Annotated in this window: 19 protein-coding genes and 1 pseudogene; 12 read left to right on the top strand and 8 right to left on the bottom strand. The window is 71.2% G+C overall.

The genetic code is table 11. The features are described from left to right. Position 1: 1 nt before the first annotated feature. A pseudogene (locus G6N45_RS01005) lies at positions 2 to 2,890 on the bottom strand (arabinosyltransferase domain-containing protein); the annotation flags it as partial. Between the two features lie 150 nt (positions 2,891 to 3,040). Here G6N45_RS01005 and G6N45_RS01000 point away from each other — a divergent pair. From G6N45_RS01000 to G6N45_RS00990, 3 genes are read left to right on the top strand one after another with little or no spacing between them, the layout of a single operon-like run. Then, a complete protein-coding gene (locus tag G6N45_RS01000; protein WP_163719952.1) occupies positions 3,041 to 3,817 on the top strand; it encodes an S-methyl-5'-thioadenosine phosphorylase in 777 nt (258 codons plus the stop codon). After that, positions 3,814 to 4,848, top strand: coding sequence for an NAD-dependent epimerase/dehydratase family protein (locus G6N45_RS00995; RefSeq protein ID WP_163719950.1), 1,035 nt, complete (start codon positions 3,814 to 3,816; stop codon positions 4,846 to 4,848). Before G6N45_RS01000 ends, G6N45_RS00995 begins: the two co-directional genes overlap by 4 nt. Positions 4,849 to 4,881: 33 nt before the next feature. Next, the gene (locus G6N45_RS00990) at positions 4,882 to 6,000 is read left to right on the top strand and encodes an NAD(P)H-dependent flavin oxidoreductase (RefSeq protein WP_163719948.1); all 1,119 of its coding nucleotides are present in this window, start codon (positions 4,882 to 4,884) and stop codon (positions 5,998 to 6,000) included. A 78-nt stretch (positions 6,001 to 6,078) separates the two neighbouring features. On the opposite strand, the gene G6N45_RS00985 is transcribed toward G6N45_RS00990, so the two are convergent. Continuing rightward, on the bottom strand, positions 6,079 to 7,104 hold the full coding sequence (locus G6N45_RS00985; protein WP_163719946.1) for a sensor histidine kinase: 1,026 nt from the start codon (positions 7,102 to 7,104) through the stop codon (positions 6,079 to 6,081). Further along, positions 7,091 to 7,819, bottom strand: a complete 729-nt coding sequence (locus G6N45_RS00980; RefSeq protein ID WP_163719944.1) for a response regulator transcription factor — start codon at positions 7,817 to 7,819, stop codon at positions 7,091 to 7,093. The genes G6N45_RS00985 and G6N45_RS00980 overlap by 14 nt, the downstream gene beginning before the upstream one ends. A gap of 103 nt (positions 7,820 to 7,922) precedes the next feature. On the opposite strand from G6N45_RS00980, the gene G6N45_RS00975 reads away from it, so the two are divergent. Genes G6N45_RS00975 through G6N45_RS00955 form a run of 5 tightly spaced genes read left to right on the top strand, consistent with a single transcriptional unit; the run spans position 7,923 to position 11,445 of the window. Next, the gene (locus tag G6N45_RS00975; RefSeq protein ID WP_163719943.1) at positions 7,923 to 8,579 is read left to right on the top strand and encodes a glycosyltransferase family 2 protein; all 657 of its coding nucleotides are present in this window, start codon (positions 7,923 to 7,925) and stop codon (positions 8,577 to 8,579) included. Beyond that, positions 8,576 to 9,241, top strand: coding sequence for a TIGR04282 family arsenosugar biosynthesis glycosyltransferase (locus G6N45_RS00970; RefSeq protein ID WP_163719940.1), 666 nt, complete (start codon positions 8,576 to 8,578; stop codon positions 9,239 to 9,241). The genes G6N45_RS00975 and G6N45_RS00970 overlap by 4 nt, the downstream gene beginning before the upstream one ends. Next, complete coding sequence (locus G6N45_RS00965; RefSeq protein ID WP_163719939.1) at positions 9,241 to 9,870, top strand: methyltransferase domain-containing protein; 630 nt, start codon at positions 9,241 to 9,243, stop codon at positions 9,868 to 9,870. Before G6N45_RS00970 ends, G6N45_RS00965 begins: the two co-directional genes overlap by 1 nt. 4 nt (positions 9,871 to 9,874) lie before the next feature. Beyond that, positions 9,875 to 10,981, top strand: a complete 1,107-nt coding sequence (locus G6N45_RS00960) for a molybdopterin-dependent oxidoreductase (RefSeq protein ID WP_163719937.1) — start codon at positions 9,875 to 9,877, stop codon at positions 10,979 to 10,981. Continuing rightward, positions 10,978 to 11,445 carry a hypothetical protein gene (locus G6N45_RS00955; RefSeq protein WP_163719935.1) on the top strand — a complete coding sequence of 156 codons (468 nt, stop codon included), beginning with the start codon at positions 10,978 to 10,980 and terminating at the stop codon, positions 11,443 to 11,445. The genes G6N45_RS00960 and G6N45_RS00955 overlap by 4 nt, the downstream gene beginning before the upstream one ends. Here G6N45_RS00955 and G6N45_RS00950 read toward each other — a convergent pair. Next, positions 11,371 to 12,726, bottom strand: a complete 1,356-nt coding sequence (locus tag G6N45_RS00950; protein ID WP_163719933.1) for a hypothetical protein — start codon at positions 12,724 to 12,726, stop codon at positions 11,371 to 11,373. The genes G6N45_RS00955 and G6N45_RS00950 overlap by 75 nt on opposite strands. Before the next feature lie 187 nt (positions 12,727 to 12,913). Here G6N45_RS00950 and G6N45_RS00945 point away from each other — a divergent pair, with 187 nt between their 5' ends. Then, positions 12,914 to 14,458, top strand: coding sequence for a phospholipase D-like domain-containing protein (locus G6N45_RS00945; protein ID WP_163719931.1), 1,545 nt, complete (start codon positions 12,914 to 12,916; stop codon positions 14,456 to 14,458). Here G6N45_RS00945 and menE read toward each other — a convergent pair. Then, positions 14,455 to 15,603 carry an o-succinylbenzoate--CoA ligase gene (gene menE / locus G6N45_RS00940; RefSeq protein WP_407664348.1) on the bottom strand — a complete coding sequence of 383 codons (1,149 nt, stop codon included), beginning with the start codon at positions 15,601 to 15,603 and terminating at the stop codon, positions 14,455 to 14,457. The genes G6N45_RS00945 and menE overlap by 4 nt on opposite strands. Beyond that, positions 15,600 to 15,926: a DUF3349 domain-containing protein gene (locus tag G6N45_RS00935; protein ID WP_057150518.1), complete on the bottom strand. Its 327-nt coding sequence runs from the start codon at positions 15,924 to 15,926 to the stop codon at positions 15,600 to 15,602. The genes menE and G6N45_RS00935 overlap by 4 nt, the downstream gene beginning before the upstream one ends. A gap of 227 nt (positions 15,927 to 16,153) precedes the next feature. On the opposite strand from G6N45_RS00935, the gene G6N45_RS00930 reads away from it, so the two are divergent. Genes G6N45_RS00930 through G6N45_RS00920 form a run of 3 tightly spaced genes read left to right on the top strand, consistent with a single transcriptional unit; the run spans position 16,154 to position 18,042 of the window. Continuing rightward, positions 16,154 to 17,416 (top strand): inorganic phosphate transporter, encoded by a 1,263-nt coding sequence (locus tag G6N45_RS00930; protein WP_163719929.1) that lies wholly within the window; start codon positions 16,154 to 16,156, stop codon positions 17,414 to 17,416. 26 nt (positions 17,417 to 17,442) lie between these two features. Then, positions 17,443 to 17,730, top strand: coding sequence for a hypothetical protein (locus tag G6N45_RS00925; protein WP_163719927.1), 288 nt, complete (start codon positions 17,443 to 17,445; stop codon positions 17,728 to 17,730). Between the two features lie 12 nt (positions 17,731 to 17,742). Beyond that, positions 17,743 to 18,042 (top strand): DUF3349 domain-containing protein, encoded by a 300-nt coding sequence (locus G6N45_RS00920; RefSeq protein ID WP_163719925.1) that lies wholly within the window; start codon positions 17,743 to 17,745, stop codon positions 18,040 to 18,042. Here G6N45_RS00920 and G6N45_RS00915 read toward each other — a convergent pair. Together G6N45_RS00915 and G6N45_RS00910 are read right to left on the bottom strand one after the other, a co-directional pair. Then, the gene (locus G6N45_RS00915) at positions 18,039 to 18,425 is read right to left on the bottom strand and encodes a VOC family protein (RefSeq protein WP_163727556.1); all 387 of its coding nucleotides are present in this window, start codon (positions 18,423 to 18,425) and stop codon (positions 18,039 to 18,041) included. The genes G6N45_RS00920 and G6N45_RS00915 overlap by 4 nt on opposite strands. A gap of 26 nt (positions 18,426 to 18,451) precedes the next feature. Beyond that, positions 18,452 to 19,996: a long-chain-fatty-acid--CoA ligase gene (locus G6N45_RS00910; protein WP_163719923.1), complete on the bottom strand. Its 1,545-nt coding sequence runs from the start codon at positions 19,994 to 19,996 to the stop codon at positions 18,452 to 18,454. Positions 19,997 to 19,998 lie beyond the last annotated feature (2 nt).

Below are 19,998 nucleotides of genomic sequence, written 5' to 3'. Positions count from 1 at the left end.
CCGTCGCGCGAGTCGTACTGTGCGCGTAGGAGTCCCGTTCGTAGCGGGTGTCGACGACGCGCACCGTGCCCCAGTCGAGTTCGGGGTGTCCGACCACCCGGCTGGGGATCTCGTTCAGCACCGTTGACCCGGTGAGCCCGGCGAACGTCCCGCCGAGGGCGGGGTCGCGGTCTTCGGTGAACCAGGGACGCGGCGACTCGATCACCGTGCGCGGCGTCTGGGCGAGGCCGCCGGCGACCGCGGCGATGTTGTGCACGCACGGGAACAGAAACGACTGCGGCCAGCTGACCAGCACGGGACCGTTCGCCGCCAGGAAGGCGGTGAGCGGGACTGTCGAGCGCAGCCGCGGTCCGGTGAACGCCAGCCAGCCCTGTTCGTCGGTCCGGCCGTCCACCGCGCGCACCCGGACCCGGTCCGCACCCGCGGGGACCTCGTCGGCATCGACACCGATAGAGCGCCACAGCGGTTGTGTCGGCACTTCGTCGGCGGCGGGCCGGTCGACCGGTGTGCTGCTGTCCAGGACTGCGACAGTCCCCCCATCGGACCTGCCGAATTCCACGGTCAGTGCGTTGCCGTCCGAGGTGCGTCCCGAAACCGACACGGCCATGCCGGAATTCGGGGCCAGTGGCGGCAGTGTGAACCATCCGGTGGTGATCGTGCCGACGGATCCGTGGTCGGGCGTCCGGCTGCCCCACAGGTAGGTCGACGTGCCGGTACCCGGCCGATCCGGTGGCGGCGCGCCGGGAAGGTACCCCGCCCCGGCGGCGAAACCGTCTGAGCTGGGGGCGGATTCGGTCGTCATCAGCACCTCGCCGTCCGGCATCAGCTCGATGTCGTCGGCCAGTCCGCACACGCGCGTGGACGCGAGCCGGTGCAGGTTGACCATCGCCAGCGATCCCGCCGATCGCCGCAGCGGAGCCGCGGCGAAGGATCCGAGCAGCAACACCACCACGGTGCCGAACGTGACCACCGTCAACACAGCAGGCCCGGCGGCCAGAAGATGGGCGGGCCGGGTTCGCGCGACGACGAACAGCGCGACCGTGCCCGCCGCGAGGACGGCGACCCACAGCAGCGGATTGTCCAGCGGCACACCGGCGGGCCGCACCGGCGACGACGCCCACGGCACGTCGTAGAGCACGGGCAGCCACCACGCGTCCGGGCCGGAGAACGCCAGCGCCGCCGCCGCGGCCAGCAGTGCCGAGCCGACCACTGCGGCCGCGGCCGGCAGACGGTCGGCGCCGCGCGCCCGCCGGGCCAGCAGCGCCGTGGCCACCGTCAGGAACGCGGCGAACACGCCTGCGCCTGCCCCGAAGTGGTACGACCACTTCGACGGGCCGGTCGCGAACAACGCCAGCATCACCACCACGACCGCCACGAGGCGCAGCGCGGCCGCACCCGCACGGTCCCGGCGCAGCAGCGCCGCCACACCGGCGACCGGCAGCAGCGCGACCGTGCCCAGGATCGGCAGCCGCTTGGCCATGCTGCCCTGCTGGTCGCCCTGCAACAGGTAGCGGTAGCGCGTCGGCTCCTCGTACCACGGCAGCGACGGCCCGAACGTGTTGTGCCATCGCGTGGCGGTGACCAGCGCATCCCAGGTCTGGTCGGCGAAGATCACGGTGAGCGCGACGGAGCCGACGCCGCACACCAACGCGAGGACGGTCGCCAACTGCAGCCGGCTGGACACGCGAACGGCGGCGCGCAGCCGGTCGGCGAACACCAGGATCGGGGCGGCGACCAGCAGGCCGGTGGGGCTGATCGGGACGGTCAGCGCGACGACGAGCGCAAGCAGGCCCAGCCCGGCCGGTCCCCGCGTCCGCCACGCCAGCGCGAGCGACGCGGTGACGCCGAGCGCCACGAAGGACTCCGGGCGCGTGCCCAGGTTGAACGGCAGCCAGGTCACCAGCAGACAGAGCGCGGCCAGCAGCCGCACCCGGGCCGTCGCGGCGTGACGCGGCAGGGCCGCGCCGAGGACTCCGCGGCTGAGCACGAACCACGTCGCCACTGCCAGCAGGGTGCTGGGGACGCGCAGCCACAGCGGGGCGAGGCTGATCCGGGTGAGCGGGGCCAGCAGCTCCTGGCTGAATGCGAACGGGACCTCCGCGGCGTTCCACCAGCGGTAGTAGTTGCCGGGGTCGCCGGTCGCGGCGACGGTGCGGGCGATCGTCGTGGCCCAGCCGTCGTCGACGGCGAGCGGCCCGATGACGGCCCACCCGCACAGGACGGTGATCACCGCGGCGTCGATCCACCAGAGCCGGTTCCAACGGGGTCGGGGCCGCGGGACACGGCCGCGCAGTAGCAGGACGAGTGCCGCGGCGGCACAGAGCAGCTGCACCGCGACGAGCACGGCCTTGACCGTCGTCGGCGACGTGCCGAACGGGCCACCGATCAGAGCGGTCACTGACAGTCCCTGCGCGCGGACCGGGTCGAGGTCGGTGCGCAGCCCGAAGACCTCGGGCACCGGCTGGTCGGCGAGGTAGGTGGCGCGGCCGTCGGCCTGCAGCACCGAGATACCCGAGGGCCCCGCCTCGATGCTGATCCGGCAATCCGCCGGCGCTGACGGGATCGGCAGCGCCTCCGTCCGGTCGCCGGTGCCCAGCAGCACGCCGGCGGGGCCGCCGGTCACCGTCAGGCCGCCGTCGCCTGTGCTCAGCACGGTCACCACGGTCGGCTGAGAGGCCGCTGCGCGCAGGACTGGACACGGCAGCGACACCGTAAGCTCCTGCGGCCGGTAGGGCACTGTCAAGACGGTGCTCGACACCGGGGGTCGACCGGGGGCGGGCCACGTGAGGGTCGTCGTCCCCGCGACGACGGGCGCGAAGGGGAGGGCGAGGGCGCTCGCCACCCCCGCGAGGCCGACGAGCAGCGCGATCCAGGTCCGGGGTCTCGACATATGGGGCCGCATAGCGTCCCGGTCAGCCTGCACGGTTTCGGACCCCCGTCCCACCGGCCCACGCCGGGCGTCACAGCAACGTCATGGACGGTGGGTCGGACCGATGCTCCACAATGGGGCGCAGTGTCGGTGGACGTGAGGAGCGGGTGAGTGCTGGGAGTGATCGGCGGCAGCGGGTTCTATTCCTTCTTCGGCCCCGACGCCAGGAGCGTCAGCCTGGACACTCCCTACGGCGCCCCGAGCGCGGCGATCACCGTCGGGACGGTCGGCCGGCATGAGGTCGCGTTCCTGCCGCGGCATGGCGTCAACCACGAGTTCTCGCCGCACACCGTGCCGTACCGCGCGAACATGTGGGCGCTGCGCGCGCTGGGGGTGCGCCGCATCTTCGGCCCGTGCGCGGTCGGCAGTCTCGACCCCGCGCTGGGGCCGGGCGCGATGGTGGTGCCCGATCAACTCGTCGACCGGACCTCGGCGCGTGCCGACACGTACTTCGACTCGGGCGGCATCCACGTCGGCTTCGCCGACCCCTACTGCCCGACGCTGCGCGACGCGGTGACCGGGCTGCCCGGCGTCGTCGACGGTGGCGCGATGGTGGTGATCCAGGGGCCGCGGTTCTCGACACGCGCCGAGAGCAGGTGGTTCGCCGATCAGGGTTTCCGCCTGGTCAACATGACCGGCTACCCGGAGGCCGTCCTCGCGCGTGAACTCGAGATGTGCTACGCCGCAATCGCTTTGGTGACCGATCTGGACGCCGGTATCGAGTCCGGGCAGGGCGTGAAGGCCGTGGACGTGTTCGCCGAGTTCGAGCGCAACCTGGTGCCGTTCAAGCAGCTCGTGCACGAGGCGATCGACAACGTCGACTCCGAGCGGACCTGTACCCACTGCCTCCCCCACAACGGCGTCGAGCTGCCGTTCGACCTGCCGTGAGGGTGCTGCTGACCGGCGCGGCCGGTTTCATCGGTACCCGGATCCGGGCCCGGCTCGCCGACGCCGGACACGACGTCGTCGCCGTCGACGCGATGCTGCCCGCCGCGCACGGTCAGGACGCCCAACTGCCCGCCGACGTGACGCGCGTCGACGTACGGGACGCCGCCGCCGTGGCCGGGGTGCTCGAGGGCGTCGACGTGGTGTGTCACCAGGCCGCGGTGGTCGGCGCCGGGGTGAATGCCGCGGACGCGCCGTCGTACGCCTCGCACAACGATCTGGGCACCGCGGTGCTGCTCGCGGAGATGTTCGCCGCCGGATGCCGGCGGCTGGTGCTGGCGTCATCGATGGTCGTCTACGGGCAGGGCCGCTTCGTGTGTCCCGAGCACGGGGACGTCGAACCGCAGCCGCGGCGGCGCGAGGACCTCGACGCCGGGGTGTTCGACCATCGCTGCCCGGTGGGCGGGGAGCGGGTCGACTGGGCGCTGGTCGGCGAGGACGCCGCGCTGCGGCCGCGCAGCCTCTACGCCGCGAGCAAGGTCGCCCAGGAGCACTTCGCGCTGGCGTGGAGCGAATCGACGGGCGGTTCCGTGGTCGCGCTGCGCTATCACAACGTGTACGGCCCCGGCATGCCGCGCGACACCCCGTACTCGGGGGTGGCCGCGATCTTCCGGTCCGCACTCGAAGCAGGCGATGTGCCAAGGGTTTTCGAGGATGGCGGGCAGATGCGTGACTTCGTGCACGTCGACGACATCGCCGCGGCGAACGTCGCGGCCGTGGAGGCGGGCCCCGACGGGTTCGACGCGTTCAATGTGTGCTCGGGCCGGCCGGTGTCGATCCTCGACGTCGCCACCGAACTGTGCGACGCCCGCGGAGACGTCGCGCCGGTGGTCACCGGCCAGTACCGCAGCGGGGACGTGCGGCACATCGTCGCCGACCCGGCGAAGGCGGAGCGGGTGCTCGGCTTCCGCGCCGTGATCGATCCGGCCGACGGGCTGACGGAGTTCGCGACGGCGCCGTTGCGGGGCGTCTAGCGTTCTTGACACCCGTCAAGCGATACTGGGCCCATGAGCTCAGCGTTGTGCGACCGGTTCGGGATCGACTTTCCGCTCTTCGCGTTCAGCCACTGCCGGGACGTGGTGGCGGCGGTGACCAATGCCGGTGGCTTCGGCGTGCTCGGGGCCACCGCGTACAGCCCGGAGCAGCTGGACCGGGAGCTGGCCTGGATCGACGAGGCGGTGGTCGGCAAGCCGTACGGCGTGGACCTCATCGTGCCGGCGAAGTTCGAGGGCAAGGGCGAGAAGCTGTCGGGCTCCGACCTGGCCGCCCGGATCCCGCAGAGCTACCGCGACCTGGTCGACGACCTGCTGCGCGCCCACGACATCGAGCCCGAGCCCGAACGGCGGCTCGGCGGTTCGTCGCTGTCGGGCAACACCGGCCGTGAACTGCTCGACGTCGCGCTGACGCACCCTGTCAAGCTGATAGCCAATGCTCTCGGGGTGCCGCCGGACTACATGATCGAGGCCGGCAAGGAGCGCGGCATCCCGGTCGCGGCGCTGGTCGGCGCCAAGGAGCATGCGGTCAAGCAGGTCGCGGCGGGCGTCGACCTGATCGTCGCGCAGGGCACCGAAGCCGGCGGGCACTGTGGCGAGGTGAGCACGCTGGTGGTGGTGCCGGAAGTGTTGGATGCGATCGATGGGGCGGTGCCCGTGCTGGCGGCCGGCGGCATCGTGACGGGCCGGCAGATGGCGGGCATGGTGGCGATGGGTGCGGCCGGGGCGTGGACCGGATCGGTGTGGCTGACCACCGAGGAGGCGGAGACCGCCCCGCACACGGTCGCCAAGATGCTGGCGGCGTCCTCGCGGGACACCGTGCGCTCGGCGGGCCGCACCGGCAAGCCGTCGCGGCAGCTGAAGTCGGAGTGGACCGATGCGTGGCAGCCCAGTGCCGACGGGCATCAGCCGCTGCCGCTGCCGTTGCAGTCGATGCTGTGCGAGCCGGTGATCCGCCGCATCGACGTGCTGGCCTCTCAGGGCCACGAGGGCGCGCAGGCGCTGGCCACCTACTTCGTGGGGCAGGGCGTCGGGCTGATGAACAAGGTGAAGCCGGCCCGCGAGGTGGTGCGCGAGTTCATCGAGGACTACCTGGCCGCCGCCGAACGCCTGAGCAACTCACTGCCCGGCTGAGTTTCGCCGCGAACGTGCATTCCTTGTAGCTGCGCAGCCTCGACCGCTACAAGGAATGCACGTTCGCGGCAACGAAAGTCACTCGCTGGCCAGCGGGAGGCGCACCTCGAAGCGTGCGCCGGTCGGCAGGTTGTGCGCCGACAGCGTGCCGCGGTGCGCCTGCACCAGCCCGGCCGCGATCGCCAGCCCGAGCCCCGACCCGCTCGGCAGCGACGAATCCGCCCGCGGCACACGGCTGTTCGACCCGCGATAGGCCACGTCGAACACCCTCGGCAGGTCTGCCTCGTCGATGCCAACGCCGGTGTCGTCCACCCGGGCCCACGCGCTGTTCTCGTCGGCGCCCAGCGCCAGCTCGACTCTGCCGCCCTCGGGCGTGTGCGCGATCGCGTTGGCCACCAGGTTCGACAGCACCCGCACCAGTGCGCGGTCGCTGCCCACCACCCGCACCGGCTCCTCGGGCAGGTTCGCCTGCAACTGCACGCCGGCGCGCTCCGCGGCGATCCGGTGCGCGGACAGCACGTCGTCGACCACCTCGTCGAGCGCGACCTTGTCGAACGACGGCGTCAGCGCGCCCGCGTTGATCTTCGACATCTCGAACAGGTCGTCCACCATCTCCGACAGCCGCACCGACTCGTGCTCGATGTGCTTGGCGTGCACCCGCACCTCGTCGTCGGGGACGACGCCGTCGGCGATCGCCTCCGACACCGCGCGGATGCCGGCCAACGGTGTGCGCAGGTCGTGGCTGACGAACGCGACCAGCCGGCGCCGTGACTGCTCGGCGGCACGCTCGGAGTCGCGGATCTCGGCCTCCCACACAGTGCGGCGGGCCTGGTAGCGACCCAGCATCACGGCGGCGGGGATCGCCACCACCGAGACGATCACCAGGACGACCGCGGTGCGCTCGAAGGTCTCGGTGATCATGAACCCGCTGGCGCCGATCACGCCGGCCAGCGTCGCGAGAACGGGGATCAGCACCAGCGCCACCATGCTGACCGCGAGCGACCACGTGCGCGCCAGCCGGATCACCGCCCCGCCGACAAGAACCACGGGTACCGAACAGGCAAGAGCCCAGCCGACGATCTCCCAGAAATCAGTCGTCGGCATCCGGCCGTCCGGAAGTCGGTTCGGTCCTCGTATCGGCTGTGGCGTCGGAGGTCCACATGTAGCCGCGCCCCCACACCGTCTGCACCCGGTGGCGGTCGCCGAGCTTGGACCGCAGCCGTTTGACGTGCACCGTCACCGTCGACAGGTCGCCGAAGTCCCAGTGCCAGACCTGCTTGAGCAGGTCTTCCCGGGTGAAGACGGTGTCGGTGTGGGTGAGGAAGAACAGCAGAAGGTCGAACTCGCGATTGGTGAGGCTGACCGGTCGGCCCGCCAACGTCACCGTGCGCGATGCGGTCGAGATCGTCAGATCGCCCGATCGTAGGTCCATCGGCATCACGCCGGTTGCCGATGGTGCCCGGCGCAGCACCGAGCGCACCCGCAGCGCCAGCTCGCGCGGGCTGAACGGTTTGGTGAGGTAATCGTCGGCCCCGGCTTCCAGCCCGGCGATGCGGTCATCCTCTTCGCCCAGGGCGGTCAGCAGGATCACCGGCACCGCGTACCCACCGCGTTTGCGCAGGCTGCGGCACAGGGACAGCCCGTCGGGGCCGGGCATCATCACGTCCAGCACCGCGACGTCGATGCGCTGGGAGCCCAGGAGACGCAACGCCTCGGTGCCGTCGTGTGCGGTGGACACAACGAGTCCGTCGCGCTCGAGATAGCGCCGGACGACGTCGCGGACGACGTCGTCGTCATCGGCGATCAGCACGCGGGTCACCACATAGAGGCTAGCCCCATACTGCTGCTACCTGCAGCTATGTCATCGAATTGTCAGGCTTGCCGCTCGCGTCCGCGACAGGCCTGGCCTAGCGTTGCGGTCTATGCCCGACTGTCCCGTCACGGTGGTCCTGCCGTGTCTCAACGAGGCCGAGTCTTTGCCGGGCGTACTGGCCGCCGTGCCTGCGGGGTACAGAGCACTGGTGGTGGACAACAACAGCACCGACGCCACCGCGCTGGTGGCCCGCCGGTGCGGCGCCGACGTGGTCGCGGAGACGACCCCGGGCTACGGGGCTGCGGTGCACGCCGGTGTGGTGGCGGCCGCCACCCCGATCGTCGCGGTGCTCGACGGCGACGGGTCGCTGGACCCGCAGGAGCTGCCTGCCCTGGTCGACGACGTCGAGCGCGGAGCCGACATGGCGATCGGACGCCGACGCGCGACACCCGGTCTGACCTGGCCCTGGCACGCCCGCCTCGGGACCGCTGCGGTCTGCTGGCGGCTGCGCACCCGCTACGGGCTGCAGGTGCACGACATCGCCCCGATGCGGGTGGCCCGCCGCGACGCGCTGCTGGCGCTCGGCGTGACCGACCGCCGCTCGGGCTATCCGCTCGAACTGCTGGTGCGTGCCGCGCAGGCGGGCTGGACGGTGACCGAGCGTGACGTCGCCTACGGCCCGCGCACCGGAGGCACCTCGAAGGTGAGCGGCTCGGTGCGCGGCAGCGCCACCGCGGCACTGGACTTCTGGAAGGCCATCTCATGACGGGCACCTGCCTGCTGGTCGTGGCCAAGGCGCCGGTGCCCGGGCTGGCGAAAACCCGGCTCGCGGCGACGCTCGGCGACGCGGTGGCCGCCGACATCGCCGCCGCCGCGCTGCTCGACACCCTCGACGCCGTGGCGGCGACCCCCGCAGAGGCGCGGGTCGTGGCGATGACCGGCGACCTGGATGCCGCCGCCCGCTCGGCCGAGATCCGGGCTCGCCTCGACGACTTCGTCGTGCTCCCGCAGCGGGGCGACGGGTTCGCCGACCGGCTCGCCAACGCGCACCTCGACGCCGCGGCGGCGAGCGGGGGAGCCGCGGTGGTGCAGATCGGGATGGACACCCCACAGGTGACGCCGGGACTGCTGGCCGAGTGCGTGCGCGGGTTGGCCGAGTACGACGCCGTGCTGGGCATGGCGCACGACGGCGGGTGGTGGGTGCTCGGGGTGCGCGACGCGGCGCGGGCGGAGTGTCTGCGCGATGTCCCGATGTCGGCGCCCGACACCGGCGCTGTAACGCTGTCGGCGCTGCAGCGCACTGGTATGTCGGTGGGACTGGTCGCGCAGCTCGCCGACGTCGACACGATCGACAACGTCGACGCGGTGCGCGGCGCCTGCCCGGCCGGCTCACGATTCAGCCGGATCACTGCGACGGTGGAGGCCTGATGTTCGGACAGCTCTACGACCGCGCCCTGGACGGCGAGCGATGTTGGGTGCGCCGTGACGACGGACGGGTGAGCCGGTTGCCGGTGCACAGCTGGCTGGGCGGCAGGCATGCCGACGAGCGCTTCGACCACACCGTGGTGGGCATGTGTGAGGGTCCAACAATCGACCTCGGTTGCGGCCCGGGCCGGCTGGTGGCCCATCTGGTGCAGCGGGGGGTGCCCGCGCTCGGGGTGGACCTGTCGGAGACGGCGGTGCGGTTGGCCCGCAGCAGCGGTGCGCCGGCACTGCACCGCGATCTGTTCGAACCGCTGCCCGGCACCGGGCGCTGGCAGACCGTGCTGCTGGCCGACGGCAATGTCGGCCTCGGTGGTGACCCGGTCAAGGTGCTGCGCCGAGCCGCCGAGCTGCTCCGCAGCGGCGGTCAGTGCGTCGCCGAATTCGATTCCGGCACAGCGGGAGTCGACGTCGGTTGGGTGCGGCTGGAGTCGGCCAGCACGATCGGCCCGTGGTTCCGCTGGGCATCGGTGGGCATCGACTGCATGCCGACGCTGGCCGCCCAGGTGGGGCTGTCGGTGGCAGGCGTGCGCCGCATCGGCGACCGGGTCGTCGCCAGCCTTGCCACGGCGTGACGACGTGCCCACGACATCTCTGCGCGGGACGGCCGTCACCGCCCGCGTCGGCGTGGCGCTCGGCGTCGCGATCGGAATCTGTTTCGCCACCGGGCTGATCAGCCACCTGATCCAGCATCCGCAGCCGTGGTTCTGGTGGCCTACCCGGCCGGTCTGGCTGTACCGGTTCACGCAGGGCCTGCACGTGGTCAGCGGCATCGCCGCGATCCCGCTGCTCGTGGTCAAGCTGTGGTCGGTCTGGCCGAAACTGTTCGAGCGTCCGCTGTTCGGCGGTCCGGTCCGCGCGCTGGAACGGATCTCGATCCTGGTGCTGGTCGCCTCCATGATCTTCCAGTTGAGCACCGGGCTGCTCAACACCGCGCAGTGGTATGTCTTCGGATTCTTCTTCACCACAGCGCATTACGCGTTCTCCTACGTCGCGATCGGTGCGGTGATCGTGCACATCGGGGTGAAGCTGCCGGTGATTCGGCGCGCACTCGGGGAGCCGCTCGACGACGGACCGCAGGTCCGGCAGGCCGGGCCGACGCGCCGCACCGTGCTGATCGGCACGTGGCTGTCGGTCGCGGTGGCCACCGTCGTCACCGCCGGTCAGGCGGTCCCGCTGCTGCGCCGGGTCTCGGTGCTCGCTCCGCGCTCGGGCACGGGGCCGCAAGGGATTCCGGTGAACCGGTCGGCGGTGGCCGCGGGCGTGATCGCCGCGGCTCGCTCGCCTGAGTACCGGCTCACGGTGACCCACGGTGGGCGCAGCAGATCGTTCACGGTCGCGGAGCTGGCCGCGATGCCGCAGAGCACCCACCGGTTGCCGATCGCGTGCGTGGAAGGGTGGAGCGCGGAGGCGCAGTGGACCGGGGTGGTGCTGTCGCGGCTGCTCGCCGAAGTGGGAGCGTCGCCGGATTCCGATGTGCGGATGATCTCCCTGGAACGGCCGGGCCCGTATTCGCGGACCGTGCTGCCCGCCCGCCACGCCCGCGACGACATGACGTTGATCGCGCTGCAGATCAATGGCGCGACGCTGAACCTCGACCACGGCTATCCGTGCCGACTCATCGCGCCGACGAGACCCGGTGTGCTGCAAACCAAATGGCTGACCCGGATCGAGGTGGTGCCGTGAGGATCCTGCGGGTCGTCCTGGTCGCGGCGGGCGTCGCGCTGGGTGCCTACGGCGCGGTTCTGCTGCTCGACCAGCCACCGGTGGTGCTGGTGCGGATCGCGGTGTGGGCGGCCGCCGGGGTGATCCTGCACGACTTCGTCTTCGCGCCGCTGTGCACGGCGCTGGGTTTCGCGGGGCGCCGGCTGCTGCCGGCCGTGTGGCGGGCGCCGGTGGCGGTGGCTGCCCTGTGCAGTGTGGTGCTGGTTCTGCTGGCGATCCCGGTGTACGACAAGCCGGGCGCGCGACCCGACAACCTCACTGTGCTCGACCGCGACTACGTGACGGGGCTGTGGATCGCGCTCGCGGCGGTCTGGGTGTGCGTCCCGGTGTACCTCTTGGTGGCGCGCCGGCTACCAGTTCGTCAGGATCAGGTGGTTGACGGCCAGCGCGCCGATGACGTTGAGGGCCAGCCACCACCGGTGTGACCGGCTCGGCAGCAGCGCCGCCGAGGCGACCAGCCACACCATGAACGGTAGCCAGATGCGTTCGGTCTCGGCCTTGCTGAGGCGGGACAGGTCGGCCGCCACAATGGCCAGCAGCGCACCGAGCAGTACCAGATGCAGGCCGCTGCGGCGGCGCAGCGCGGCGAGGTCGAAGACGCGGCTGAGCCCGGCGACGCTGCCCAGCCCGATCGCACACACCACCGATGCGAAGTTCGCCCAGCCCCAGTACTGGAACGGGCGGTCGTTGGCGATGCCCTGCCAGTAGCGCTCCTGCACCAGGTGGTAGCCGTCCAGCCACCAGAACCCGGCCGCGGCGAACGCGCCGACGACCAGCAGGGCGGCCACCACGGCCGGCACCAGCGCGGTCAGGGCGGCCCGCCGGCTGCGTGCGCTGATCAGCACCGCGACGGCGGGCAACGCCATCAGACCCAGGCCGTAGTTGCAGAAGATGCCCCAGCCGAGCAGCAGGCCCGCCCCCGCCGCGGCCGGCACCGCGAGACGCGTCGCCCCGGTGACCGCGAGCGCCAGCAGCGCGATGCCCCACGCCGCGACGCCTGCGAAGTAGCCGTCGGCCGACACGGCGATCCAGATCGCGGTCGGCGCCATCGCCACGAACGGCGCCGCCCGCCGAGCCATGTCCTCATCGGCGAGCGCTCGCACCGCGACGACGATCGCGGCCGCCGCGCTGGACCCGGCCAGCAGGCAGAGCAGCCCGGCCCACGCCCCTCCGCCGAGCCCGATCCGGTCCAGCCAGACGAACGTCAGCAGCGCCCCCGGCGGGTGCCCCGAGACGTGGGTGATCCATGAATCGGGCTGATAGTCCAGGATCCGGCCGGCGAAGGTGCGCACGGCCTCGCCGACGTCGTCGATGGTCGGGACCTGACGCAGGTACTCGTGGCGGGCGGTGAGCCGGCCGGCGAAGCCACGCTGCCAGCCGTCGACCATCGCGAGGCTGAACGCCCACGCGCACGACACCGCCCAGGCGGTCCACGGCAGCCACCGCCACGGCAGTCGCTGGGCGAGCGCAGGCCCCCACAGCACCGCGGCCACCGCCAGCGCGACGGCCGGGATGGTGCCCGGCCCCACGTGGGCATTCCACCAGCCGAAGAGCGGGGCGGTGTCGGCGAAGTCGTGGAACCGGTCCGGTGTCGCGTTGATCAGCGGTGTGACACGGCCCAGGTCGAGGTGCGGGACGACGAACGCCGCGGCCACCAGGACCGCGCCGATCGCCACGGCGACAGTTTCTCTGCGACCGGAAGACACGACCGACAGCCTAGGGACCGGGTGCGGAACGAGGTCTGACACGTCCGTGACGTGGGTTTGCCCTCCGAGCGGCACCGGATAGGTGCACGGTGTGCGCGACCGCTTTGCCGGTGCCTTCGCCAACTAAGGTGGACGTCACCATGCATGACGTTCTGCACATCGCCACCAAGGCCGGGACCGTCGTGCGATGACGGCGGTCGGACAGAGCGGTCAGGTGCTGGTGCCTGGCGTGACGTGCTGGCGCACCGAACGCGCCGGGCGCTTCAGCCGTATCGTCGACGGCGCCGACTACCTCTATTACGTCAAGGAGGCGATGCTCGGCGCGCGCCGACGGATCATGCTGATCGGCTGGGACCTCGACGCCCGCACCGCCTTCGAGCCCACCGGGGCGTCGCTGAGCGGTCCCAACCATCTCGGGCTGTTCCTGACCTGGCTGGTGTGGCGGCGCCCCGAGCTCGAGATCTACCTGCTCAAGTCCAATCTGAAGCTGCTGCCCGCGCTCGACGGCTTCTGGTTCGGCGTCACCCCGGTGTCGCTGGTGAATCGGCTCACCCTGCCGCGCATGCATTTCGCCGTCGACGGCGCCCGCCCGACCGGCGCGGTGCACCACCAGAAGATCGTCGTCATCGACGACGCGGTGGCGTTCTGCGGCGGCATCGACCTCACCCTCGGCCGCTGGGACAGGCGCGAACACGCGCGCCACGATCACGGCCGCTCGGCGGCAGGGCACACTTACGGCCCCCGGCACGAGGTCGCCGCGGTGGTCGACGACGACGCCGCGAAGGCGCTGGCCGATCAGGCGCGACAGCGGTGGCACGACGCGACCGGTCTGACGCTGCACCCGGTGACCGCCGAGGGACCGGTGTGGCCGCGCGGACTGAACCCCGCGGTGCGCGACGTCGACGTCGCGATCGCCCGCACACTGCCCCGACTGCGCACCCGGCCGGAGGTCCGCGAAGTCGAGGCGCTCGACCTCGCCGCGATCGCCCAGGCGCGGTCGGTCATCTACCTGGAGAACCAGTACCTGGCGTCGAGGCGGCTGGCCGATGCGCTCGCCGCGCGCCTGCGCGAGCCCGACGGCCCCGAGGTCGTGATCGTGCTGCCCCGCAGTTCGGAGAGCCGGCTCGAGCAGGAGTCCATGGACAGCGCCCGCGAGCGACTCCTGCGCGAGTTGTGGAATGCCGACATACACAACCGATTCGGCGTCTACTGGCCCGTCACCACCGGCGGCATGTCGGTCTACGTCCATTCCAAGGTGATGGTCATCGACGATCGGCTGCTGCGGATCGGGTCGTCGAACCTGAACAACCGCTCGCTCGGCTTCGACAGCGAGTGCGACGTCGCGATCGAGGCCGGCGACCGCCCGGACATCGCTCACGAAATCCTGTTCGCCCGAGACGATCTGGTCTCCGAACACCTGGGGGTGTCGGTGACCGCGTTCCGCGCGGAGATGGAGCGACGCGGATCGTTCCTGGCCACCGTCAACGCTCTGCGCAGCACGGGGCGATCGCTGCGAAAGTTCACACGGCACATGGTCTCCGGTGACGCAGGGCCCTTCGGGGAGAACGATCTGATGGATCCCGACCACGTTCCCTCCTCCCTGCTGGAGGGTTTCGGCAGCCTGGTCAACGGTCTGGTGATGTGGCCGGTGTCGCGGGTGTATCCGACTGTCGTGTCGCACATCGCGTCCTGGGCGCTTCCGGATCGCGACGCCGGGGACAACACCGACTAGCTTCCTCCGCCGAACCTGCGGATGAGCTCGCGGCGATCGACCTTACCGATCCCGCGCCGCGGCAGTTCGTCGACGACGTGCACCTCCCGGGGTGCCGCCGTCGGCGTCAACGCCGCGGCGACATGAGATCGCAACTCGGGCAGCGTGATCGTCGCCCCGTCCGTCAGAACGACGGCGGCGACGACGCGCTGCCCCAGTCGTTCGTCGGCCACGCCGAACACCGCGCAGTCGGCCACCGAGGGGTGGCCGGCCACCGCCTCTTCCACCAGTGCCGGCAACACCGTCAGACCTCCGGTGCTGATCGCGTCGTCGACCCGGCCCAGCACCCTCAGTACGCCTGAATCATCCACTGCACCGATGTCATCGGTGCGGAACCAGCCCGGCTCGGCGAATGGGTTCGGTGTCACAGGATTCCGGTAGCCCGACGCCACCGTCGGCCCGCCCAGCGAGATCCGGCCCGCGTCGTCGAGCGCCACCCGCACCCCGGTCAGCGGAACACCGTCGTACACGCAGCCGCCGGCCGTCTCGCTCATCCCATACGTGCGGATCACCGAAAGCTCTGCTGCAGCGGCCTTTTCGGCCACCGTCGGCGGCATCGGGCCGCCACCGATCAGGATCGCGTCCAGGGAGGCCAGCGCCGCGGTCGCCCTCGCATCCCCGAGTGCCTTGTCCAGCTGGACGGCGACCAGCGAGGCGTACCGACGGCCGGCTCCCATCGTCTCGATCGCGGCCGCCAGCTCGGCCGGGCCCGCTCCCGCGGCGACCGCCATCGGGGTGGTGCCCGCCACCACGCTGCGCACCAGCACCTGGAAGCCGGCGACATGGTAAGCCGGCAGCGCCAGCAGCCACCGGCCGGGACCTCCGAGCCGTTCATGGGTGGCCTCGGCACTGGCCAGTAGGGCTGCCGCGGTCAGCATCGCGCCCTTCGGCGGCCCCGTCGTGCCCGACGTCGACAGCACGGCGGCCACGGTGTCGTCGATCGGCTCGCCGGCCCGCAGAGCGCGCGCCGTGGCGGCGGACTGCTCGGGATCGTGGGCGGGCACCGGCAGCAGGCTGGCCCGGCCGTCGAGGGCCTCGCCGATCGCGGTCAGTGCGGCGGGCGCCGTAGCGCCCGAACCGGCGGCGAGGGGGCGCAGCGTGGCTATGGGGTGTCCTCGCTGTCGCGGGGGTCGTCGAGCGGCCAGCCCTGAGCGGCCAGCCGCTCACGGACGCGCTCGACGTCGTCGGGGGAGGGCAGTTCGTCGGTGATCTGCGTGATCAGCACCCCGATGTCGACGCGGTCGATCCCGTTTCCCTGCGCATCGCCGAACTCGGCGCGGGCGGCGAGCTCGACGGCGACCGCCTTGACCTCGTCGTCGGTCAGCCGCCGGCGCAGCAGGGCAAGCAGCGGCACGCGGTCGGGGCCGGGCACCCCCTCCGGATACCCTGCCGCGATCCACGCCACGATCTTGGCCAGAAATTTGGTCAATGCCAGCTCCCACGACAGACACCGGGCGAAGCGCCCTCGGCAGCTCGATAGTAGCCCCGGGACCTGTCCGACACGGTATGAGAGCTGCGCCCGGGCAACGGTTCCGGGCGGCAAGATGAACATCGGATGAACACGTGGCCTGCAGCGGAAAAAGTGCCTTTTGGCACCTCGTTTTCGGGCCCATGTCGATTAGTCAAAAGCGATCGGGGGCCAGCAGAATGAGCGCTATGAGCGCAGAGTTCATCATCCTGGTGCTGTTGATCGTCACAGCACTGGCTTTCGACTTCACCAACGGGTTCCACGACACCGGCAACGCGATGGCGACGTCGATCGCGACGGGTGCTCTGAAGCCGAAGACGGCGGTGCTGCTCGCCGGCGTCCTGAATCTGGTCGGCGCGTTCCTGTCCGTCGAGGTCGCGGTCACCGTGACGACCTCGGTGCTCAAGATCCAGGACAGCAAGACCGGTGCGCTGCTGCCGTCGATCGACGCCTCGACCGGGCTGACCATCATCTTCGCCGGCCTGATCGGCGGCATTCTGTGGAACCTGCTGACCTGGCTGTTCGGTATCCCGTCGAGTTCCTCGCATGCCCTCTTCGGCGGTCTGATCGGCGCCGGCCTCGCCGCCGTCGGCCTCAACGGCGTCAACTGGAGCGGCGTCACGCAGAAGGTGCTGATCCCCGCCGTCGCCGCGCCGGTGATCGCGTGCCTGGTCGCCGCGTGCGGCACCTGGCTGATCTACCGGATCACCCGCAAGGTGGCGAAGAACCGACGCGAGCAGGGCTTCCGCTGGGGGCAGATCGCCACCGCCTCGCTGGTGGCGCTCTCGCACGGCACCAACGACGCGCAGAAGACCATGGGCGTCATCGCGCTGGCGCTGATCACCACGGGCCACCTCACCGGCGACGTGAAGGCCGACGGGCTGCCGTTCTGGGTCATATTCAGCTGCGCGGTCGCGATCGGCCTGGGCACCTACATCGGCGGCTGGCGGGTCATCCGCACGCTGGGCAAGGGTCTGGTCGAGATCGAGTCGCCGCAGGGCCTGGCCGCCGAGGCGTCGTCCGCTGCGATCATCCTGAGCTCCAGCGCCGCAGGCATGGCACTGTCCACCACCCACGTCGCGACCGGGTCGATCCTGGGCAGCGGCGTCGGCAAGCCCGGCGCCGAGGTGCGCTGGGCGGTCGCGGGCCGGATGGCCGTCGCGTGGCTGGTCACACTGCCCGCCGCCGCGCTGGTCGGGGCGCTCGCCTTCTGGCTGTCCCACGCGGTCGAGAAGCTCACCGGGGCGGCTCTGGCCGGTGACGGCCTCATCTTCCTGATCCTGGTCGGCTTGTCCTCCTACCTGTGGTGGCGTGCCCAGCGCCAGAAGGTGGACCACCGCAACGTCAACGCCGACTGGGACGCCTCCACCAACTCCGTGGTCCCGGCCGAGGTGCGCGACGCCGCGCCCGCGCCCGCGCCCGAAGAGCCCAAGCCCGCCGCCGCGGTCTGACCGGTGCCGACAGCAAGGAAATTCTGATGAACTACCTGGAGAGCATCGGCAAGGTGCTCGTGATCGGTCTCGTCCTCGGCGCGGGCCTGCCTGCGGTCTTCGCCACCGGCCTGGTGGCGTTCTCCCGCGGGGCGGGTAGTGACGGAGCCGACGGCACCGCCGCCGTCGCGCCGAATCCGGCCCTGAAGTTCCTCGGCGTGGCGCTGTTCGTGTTCGTCGGCTGGGTGATCGTGACCGCGGTCCTGTGGATCACCCGTACGACGATCATCCATCACACCGGTATCGACCTGTTCCCCTTCCTCCCCAAGAAGTGAGCTGAGGCGCAGATGACCCAGAACGTCCTCAACAACGTTCTCGGGTGGCTCCACGAGGGCTACCCGCAAGGAGTTCCGCAGACCGACTACTTCCCGCTGCTGGCCCTGCTGGCCCGGAGGCTGTCCGAGGACGAGGTCGTCAAGGTCGCGCAGACGGTGCTCAAGCGCGCCGACTCCGACGTCGTCACGCCCGAGGAGATCCACGCGGCCATCCACCTGGTGACGGACAAGGAGCCCACTCCGGAGGAGACGAACCAGGTGGCGGCCCGCCTGGCGTCGGTCGGATGGCCCTTGGCGGCGCCGGCGCGTTAGTCGCGGACGTCGCGGCGCAGCGGGTGGTCCTCGGGCACCTGCACGAAGATCAAGCTCACCCCGTCGGGGTCGGTGACGTGCATCTCGAACAGCCCCCACGGCTCCCGGCGCGCCTCGCGGGCAATCTCGATTCCGCTCTCCCGCAACGCGTTCTGCGTCGCGTGCAGGTCGCGCACCTGCAGCCAGAGGGCGCCGGGGAACGGCGGCCCGCCGGCGGGCGGGGCGCCGTGGCCTGCGAGTTCGATCAGCGACTGCCCGGCGTAGAACACCGTGCCCCCGGAGTATTCGCGGGCGATGGCGAGCCCCAGCCCGTCACGGTAAAAGACCAGCGATCGGTGGTAGTCGGCGGGACGGAACAGCACCCGGCTGGCCAGGATCTCCATGGCTTCAGTGTCCACCATGGGCCGCCTCAGCCGATGCGGCGGTCCGCGTCGGCCCAATAGGGTTCGCGCAGCGCGCGTTTGAGGATCTTGCCGCTGGGGGTGCGCGGCAGCGCGTCGACGAAGTCGACGGTCTTGGGCAGCTTGAACCCGCCGAGCCGGCCGCGCACGTACCCGATCACGTCCGACTCGGTCAGGTGCGCGCCGGGGGCCTGCACCACGACGGCCTTGACGGCCTCGCCCCACCGCTGGTCGGGGACACCGATGACGGCGGCGTCGGCCACCTCGGGATGCGTCATCAGGACGTTCTCCACCTCGGCCGGGTACACGTTCTCACCGCCGGAGACGATCATGTCCTTGATCCGGTCGTGCAGGTACAGGTAGCCGTCGGCGTCGAGACAGCCGGCGTCGCCGGTGCGCAGCCACCCGTCGGCGGTGAGGGTCACGGCGGTCGCGTCGGGGTTGGCCCAGTAGCCCAGCATGTTCTGCGCCGAGCGGGTCCAGACCTCGCCGACGGTGCCGGTCGGCACGTCGGTGCTGTCTGGGCCGTCTGGTCCGACGACTCGGATCTGCACCCATGGATACGGTTTGCCGCATGAGCGCATCAACTCCGGGGTGTGTTCGTCGCCGCCGAGCTGGGTGATCGAGCCGGTGGTCTCGGTCATGCCGTACACCTGGGCGAAGACGCCGCCGAACCGTTTCATGCCGCGGACCAGGACGTCGTCGCTGATCGGTGACGCGCCGTAGACGACGATCCGCAGGCTCGACAGGTCGGCCGCGTCGATGCCCGGTGTGTCGAGCAGGAACTGCACCACCGCGGGCACCACCAGCATGTTGGTGACGCGGTGGGTCGTGACCGCGTCGAGGATCGCCACCGGGTCGACGTCACGCAGCACGACGGTCACCGCCCCGTGCCACAGCCCGGCGAACGCCCAGCCGGAGCCGGCCATGTGGAACAGCGGCATCACCGCGAGACTGACCGCGTTTGGATCGAACCGCCACGGCCGTTCGACGCCGCTGGTCTTGCAGACGTAGTTGGCGTTGCTCAGCATGACGCCCTTGGGCAGACCGGTCGTGCCCGAGGTGTACATCAGGAACACCAGATCGTCGGGTCCGGTGACGACGCCGGGGTCGACCGCGGGATGCGTCCGCAGCCAGTCGTGGAGGTCCGGCCAGCGGGGGTGGGCGCCGATCGCGACGACCTGGGTGTCCAGGGTGGATTCGACGGCCTCGACGTGGCCGAAGAAGTCGGCGCCGACGATCACCGCGGCGGCCTCGCAGTCGCCGATGATGTGCGCCATCTCCGGCGGCGCCAGCCGCCAGTTCACGGGCACGCCGACCGCGCCGAGCTTGGCCAGGCCGAACATCGCGACGAAGAACTCGGCGCCGTTGCGATCGATGAACGCCACCCGGTCGCCGACACCGATGCCGGCCGCGGCGAACGCCTGCGCGGCCCGGCTGGACAGCGCGTCCAGTTCGCCGAAGCTGATGGTGCGGTCGTCGACGATCAGGGCAGGCGCGTCGGGGCGGTCGCGACCGTGCAGCCGGACGATCTCGGCGACGCTGTGGATCACGG

The organism is Mycolicibacterium psychrotolerans (assembly GCF_010729305.1).
Classification (GTDB): Bacteria; Actinomycetota; Actinomycetes; order Mycobacteriales; family Mycobacteriaceae; genus Mycobacterium; species Mycobacterium psychrotolerans.
This window is presented reverse-complemented; position numbering and strand designations above follow the sequence as displayed.

Excerpts from the sequence above, each read along its gene's own strand:
- G6N45_RS00990 (WP_163719948.1), top strand. The coding sequence starts at position 4,882 with ATGAGCTCAGCGTTGTGCGACCGGTTCGGGATCGACTTTCCGCTCTTC.
- G6N45_RS00985 (WP_163719946.1), bottom strand. The coding sequence starts at position 7,104 with ATGCCGACGACTGATTTCTGGGAGATCGTCGGCTGGGCTCTTGCCTGT.
- G6N45_RS00975 (WP_163719943.1), top strand. The coding sequence starts at position 7,923 with ATGCCCGACTGTCCCGTCACGGTGGTCCTGCCGTGTCTCAACGAGGCC.
- G6N45_RS00970 (WP_163719940.1), top strand. The coding sequence starts at position 8,576 with ATGACGGGCACCTGCCTGCTGGTCGTGGCCAAGGCGCCGGTGCCCGGG.
- G6N45_RS00965 (WP_163719939.1), top strand. The coding sequence starts at position 9,241 with ATGTTCGGACAGCTCTACGACCGCGCCCTGGACGGCGAGCGATGTTGG.
- G6N45_RS00945 (WP_163719931.1), top strand. The coding sequence starts at position 12,914 with ATGACGGCGGTCGGACAGAGCGGTCAGGTGCTGGTGCCTGGCGTGACG.
- G6N45_RS00930 (WP_163719929.1), top strand. The coding sequence starts at position 16,154 with ATGAGCGCAGAGTTCATCATCCTGGTGCTGTTGATCGTCACAGCACTG.
- G6N45_RS00925 (WP_163719927.1), top strand. The coding sequence starts at position 17,443 with ATGAACTACCTGGAGAGCATCGGCAAGGTGCTCGTGATCGGTCTCGTC.
- G6N45_RS00920 (WP_163719925.1), top strand. The coding sequence starts at position 17,743 with ATGACCCAGAACGTCCTCAACAACGTTCTCGGGTGGCTCCACGAGGGC.
- G6N45_RS00915 (WP_163727556.1), bottom strand. The coding sequence starts at position 18,425 with ATGGAGATCCTGGCCAGCCGGGTGCTGTTCCGTCCCGCCGACTACCAC.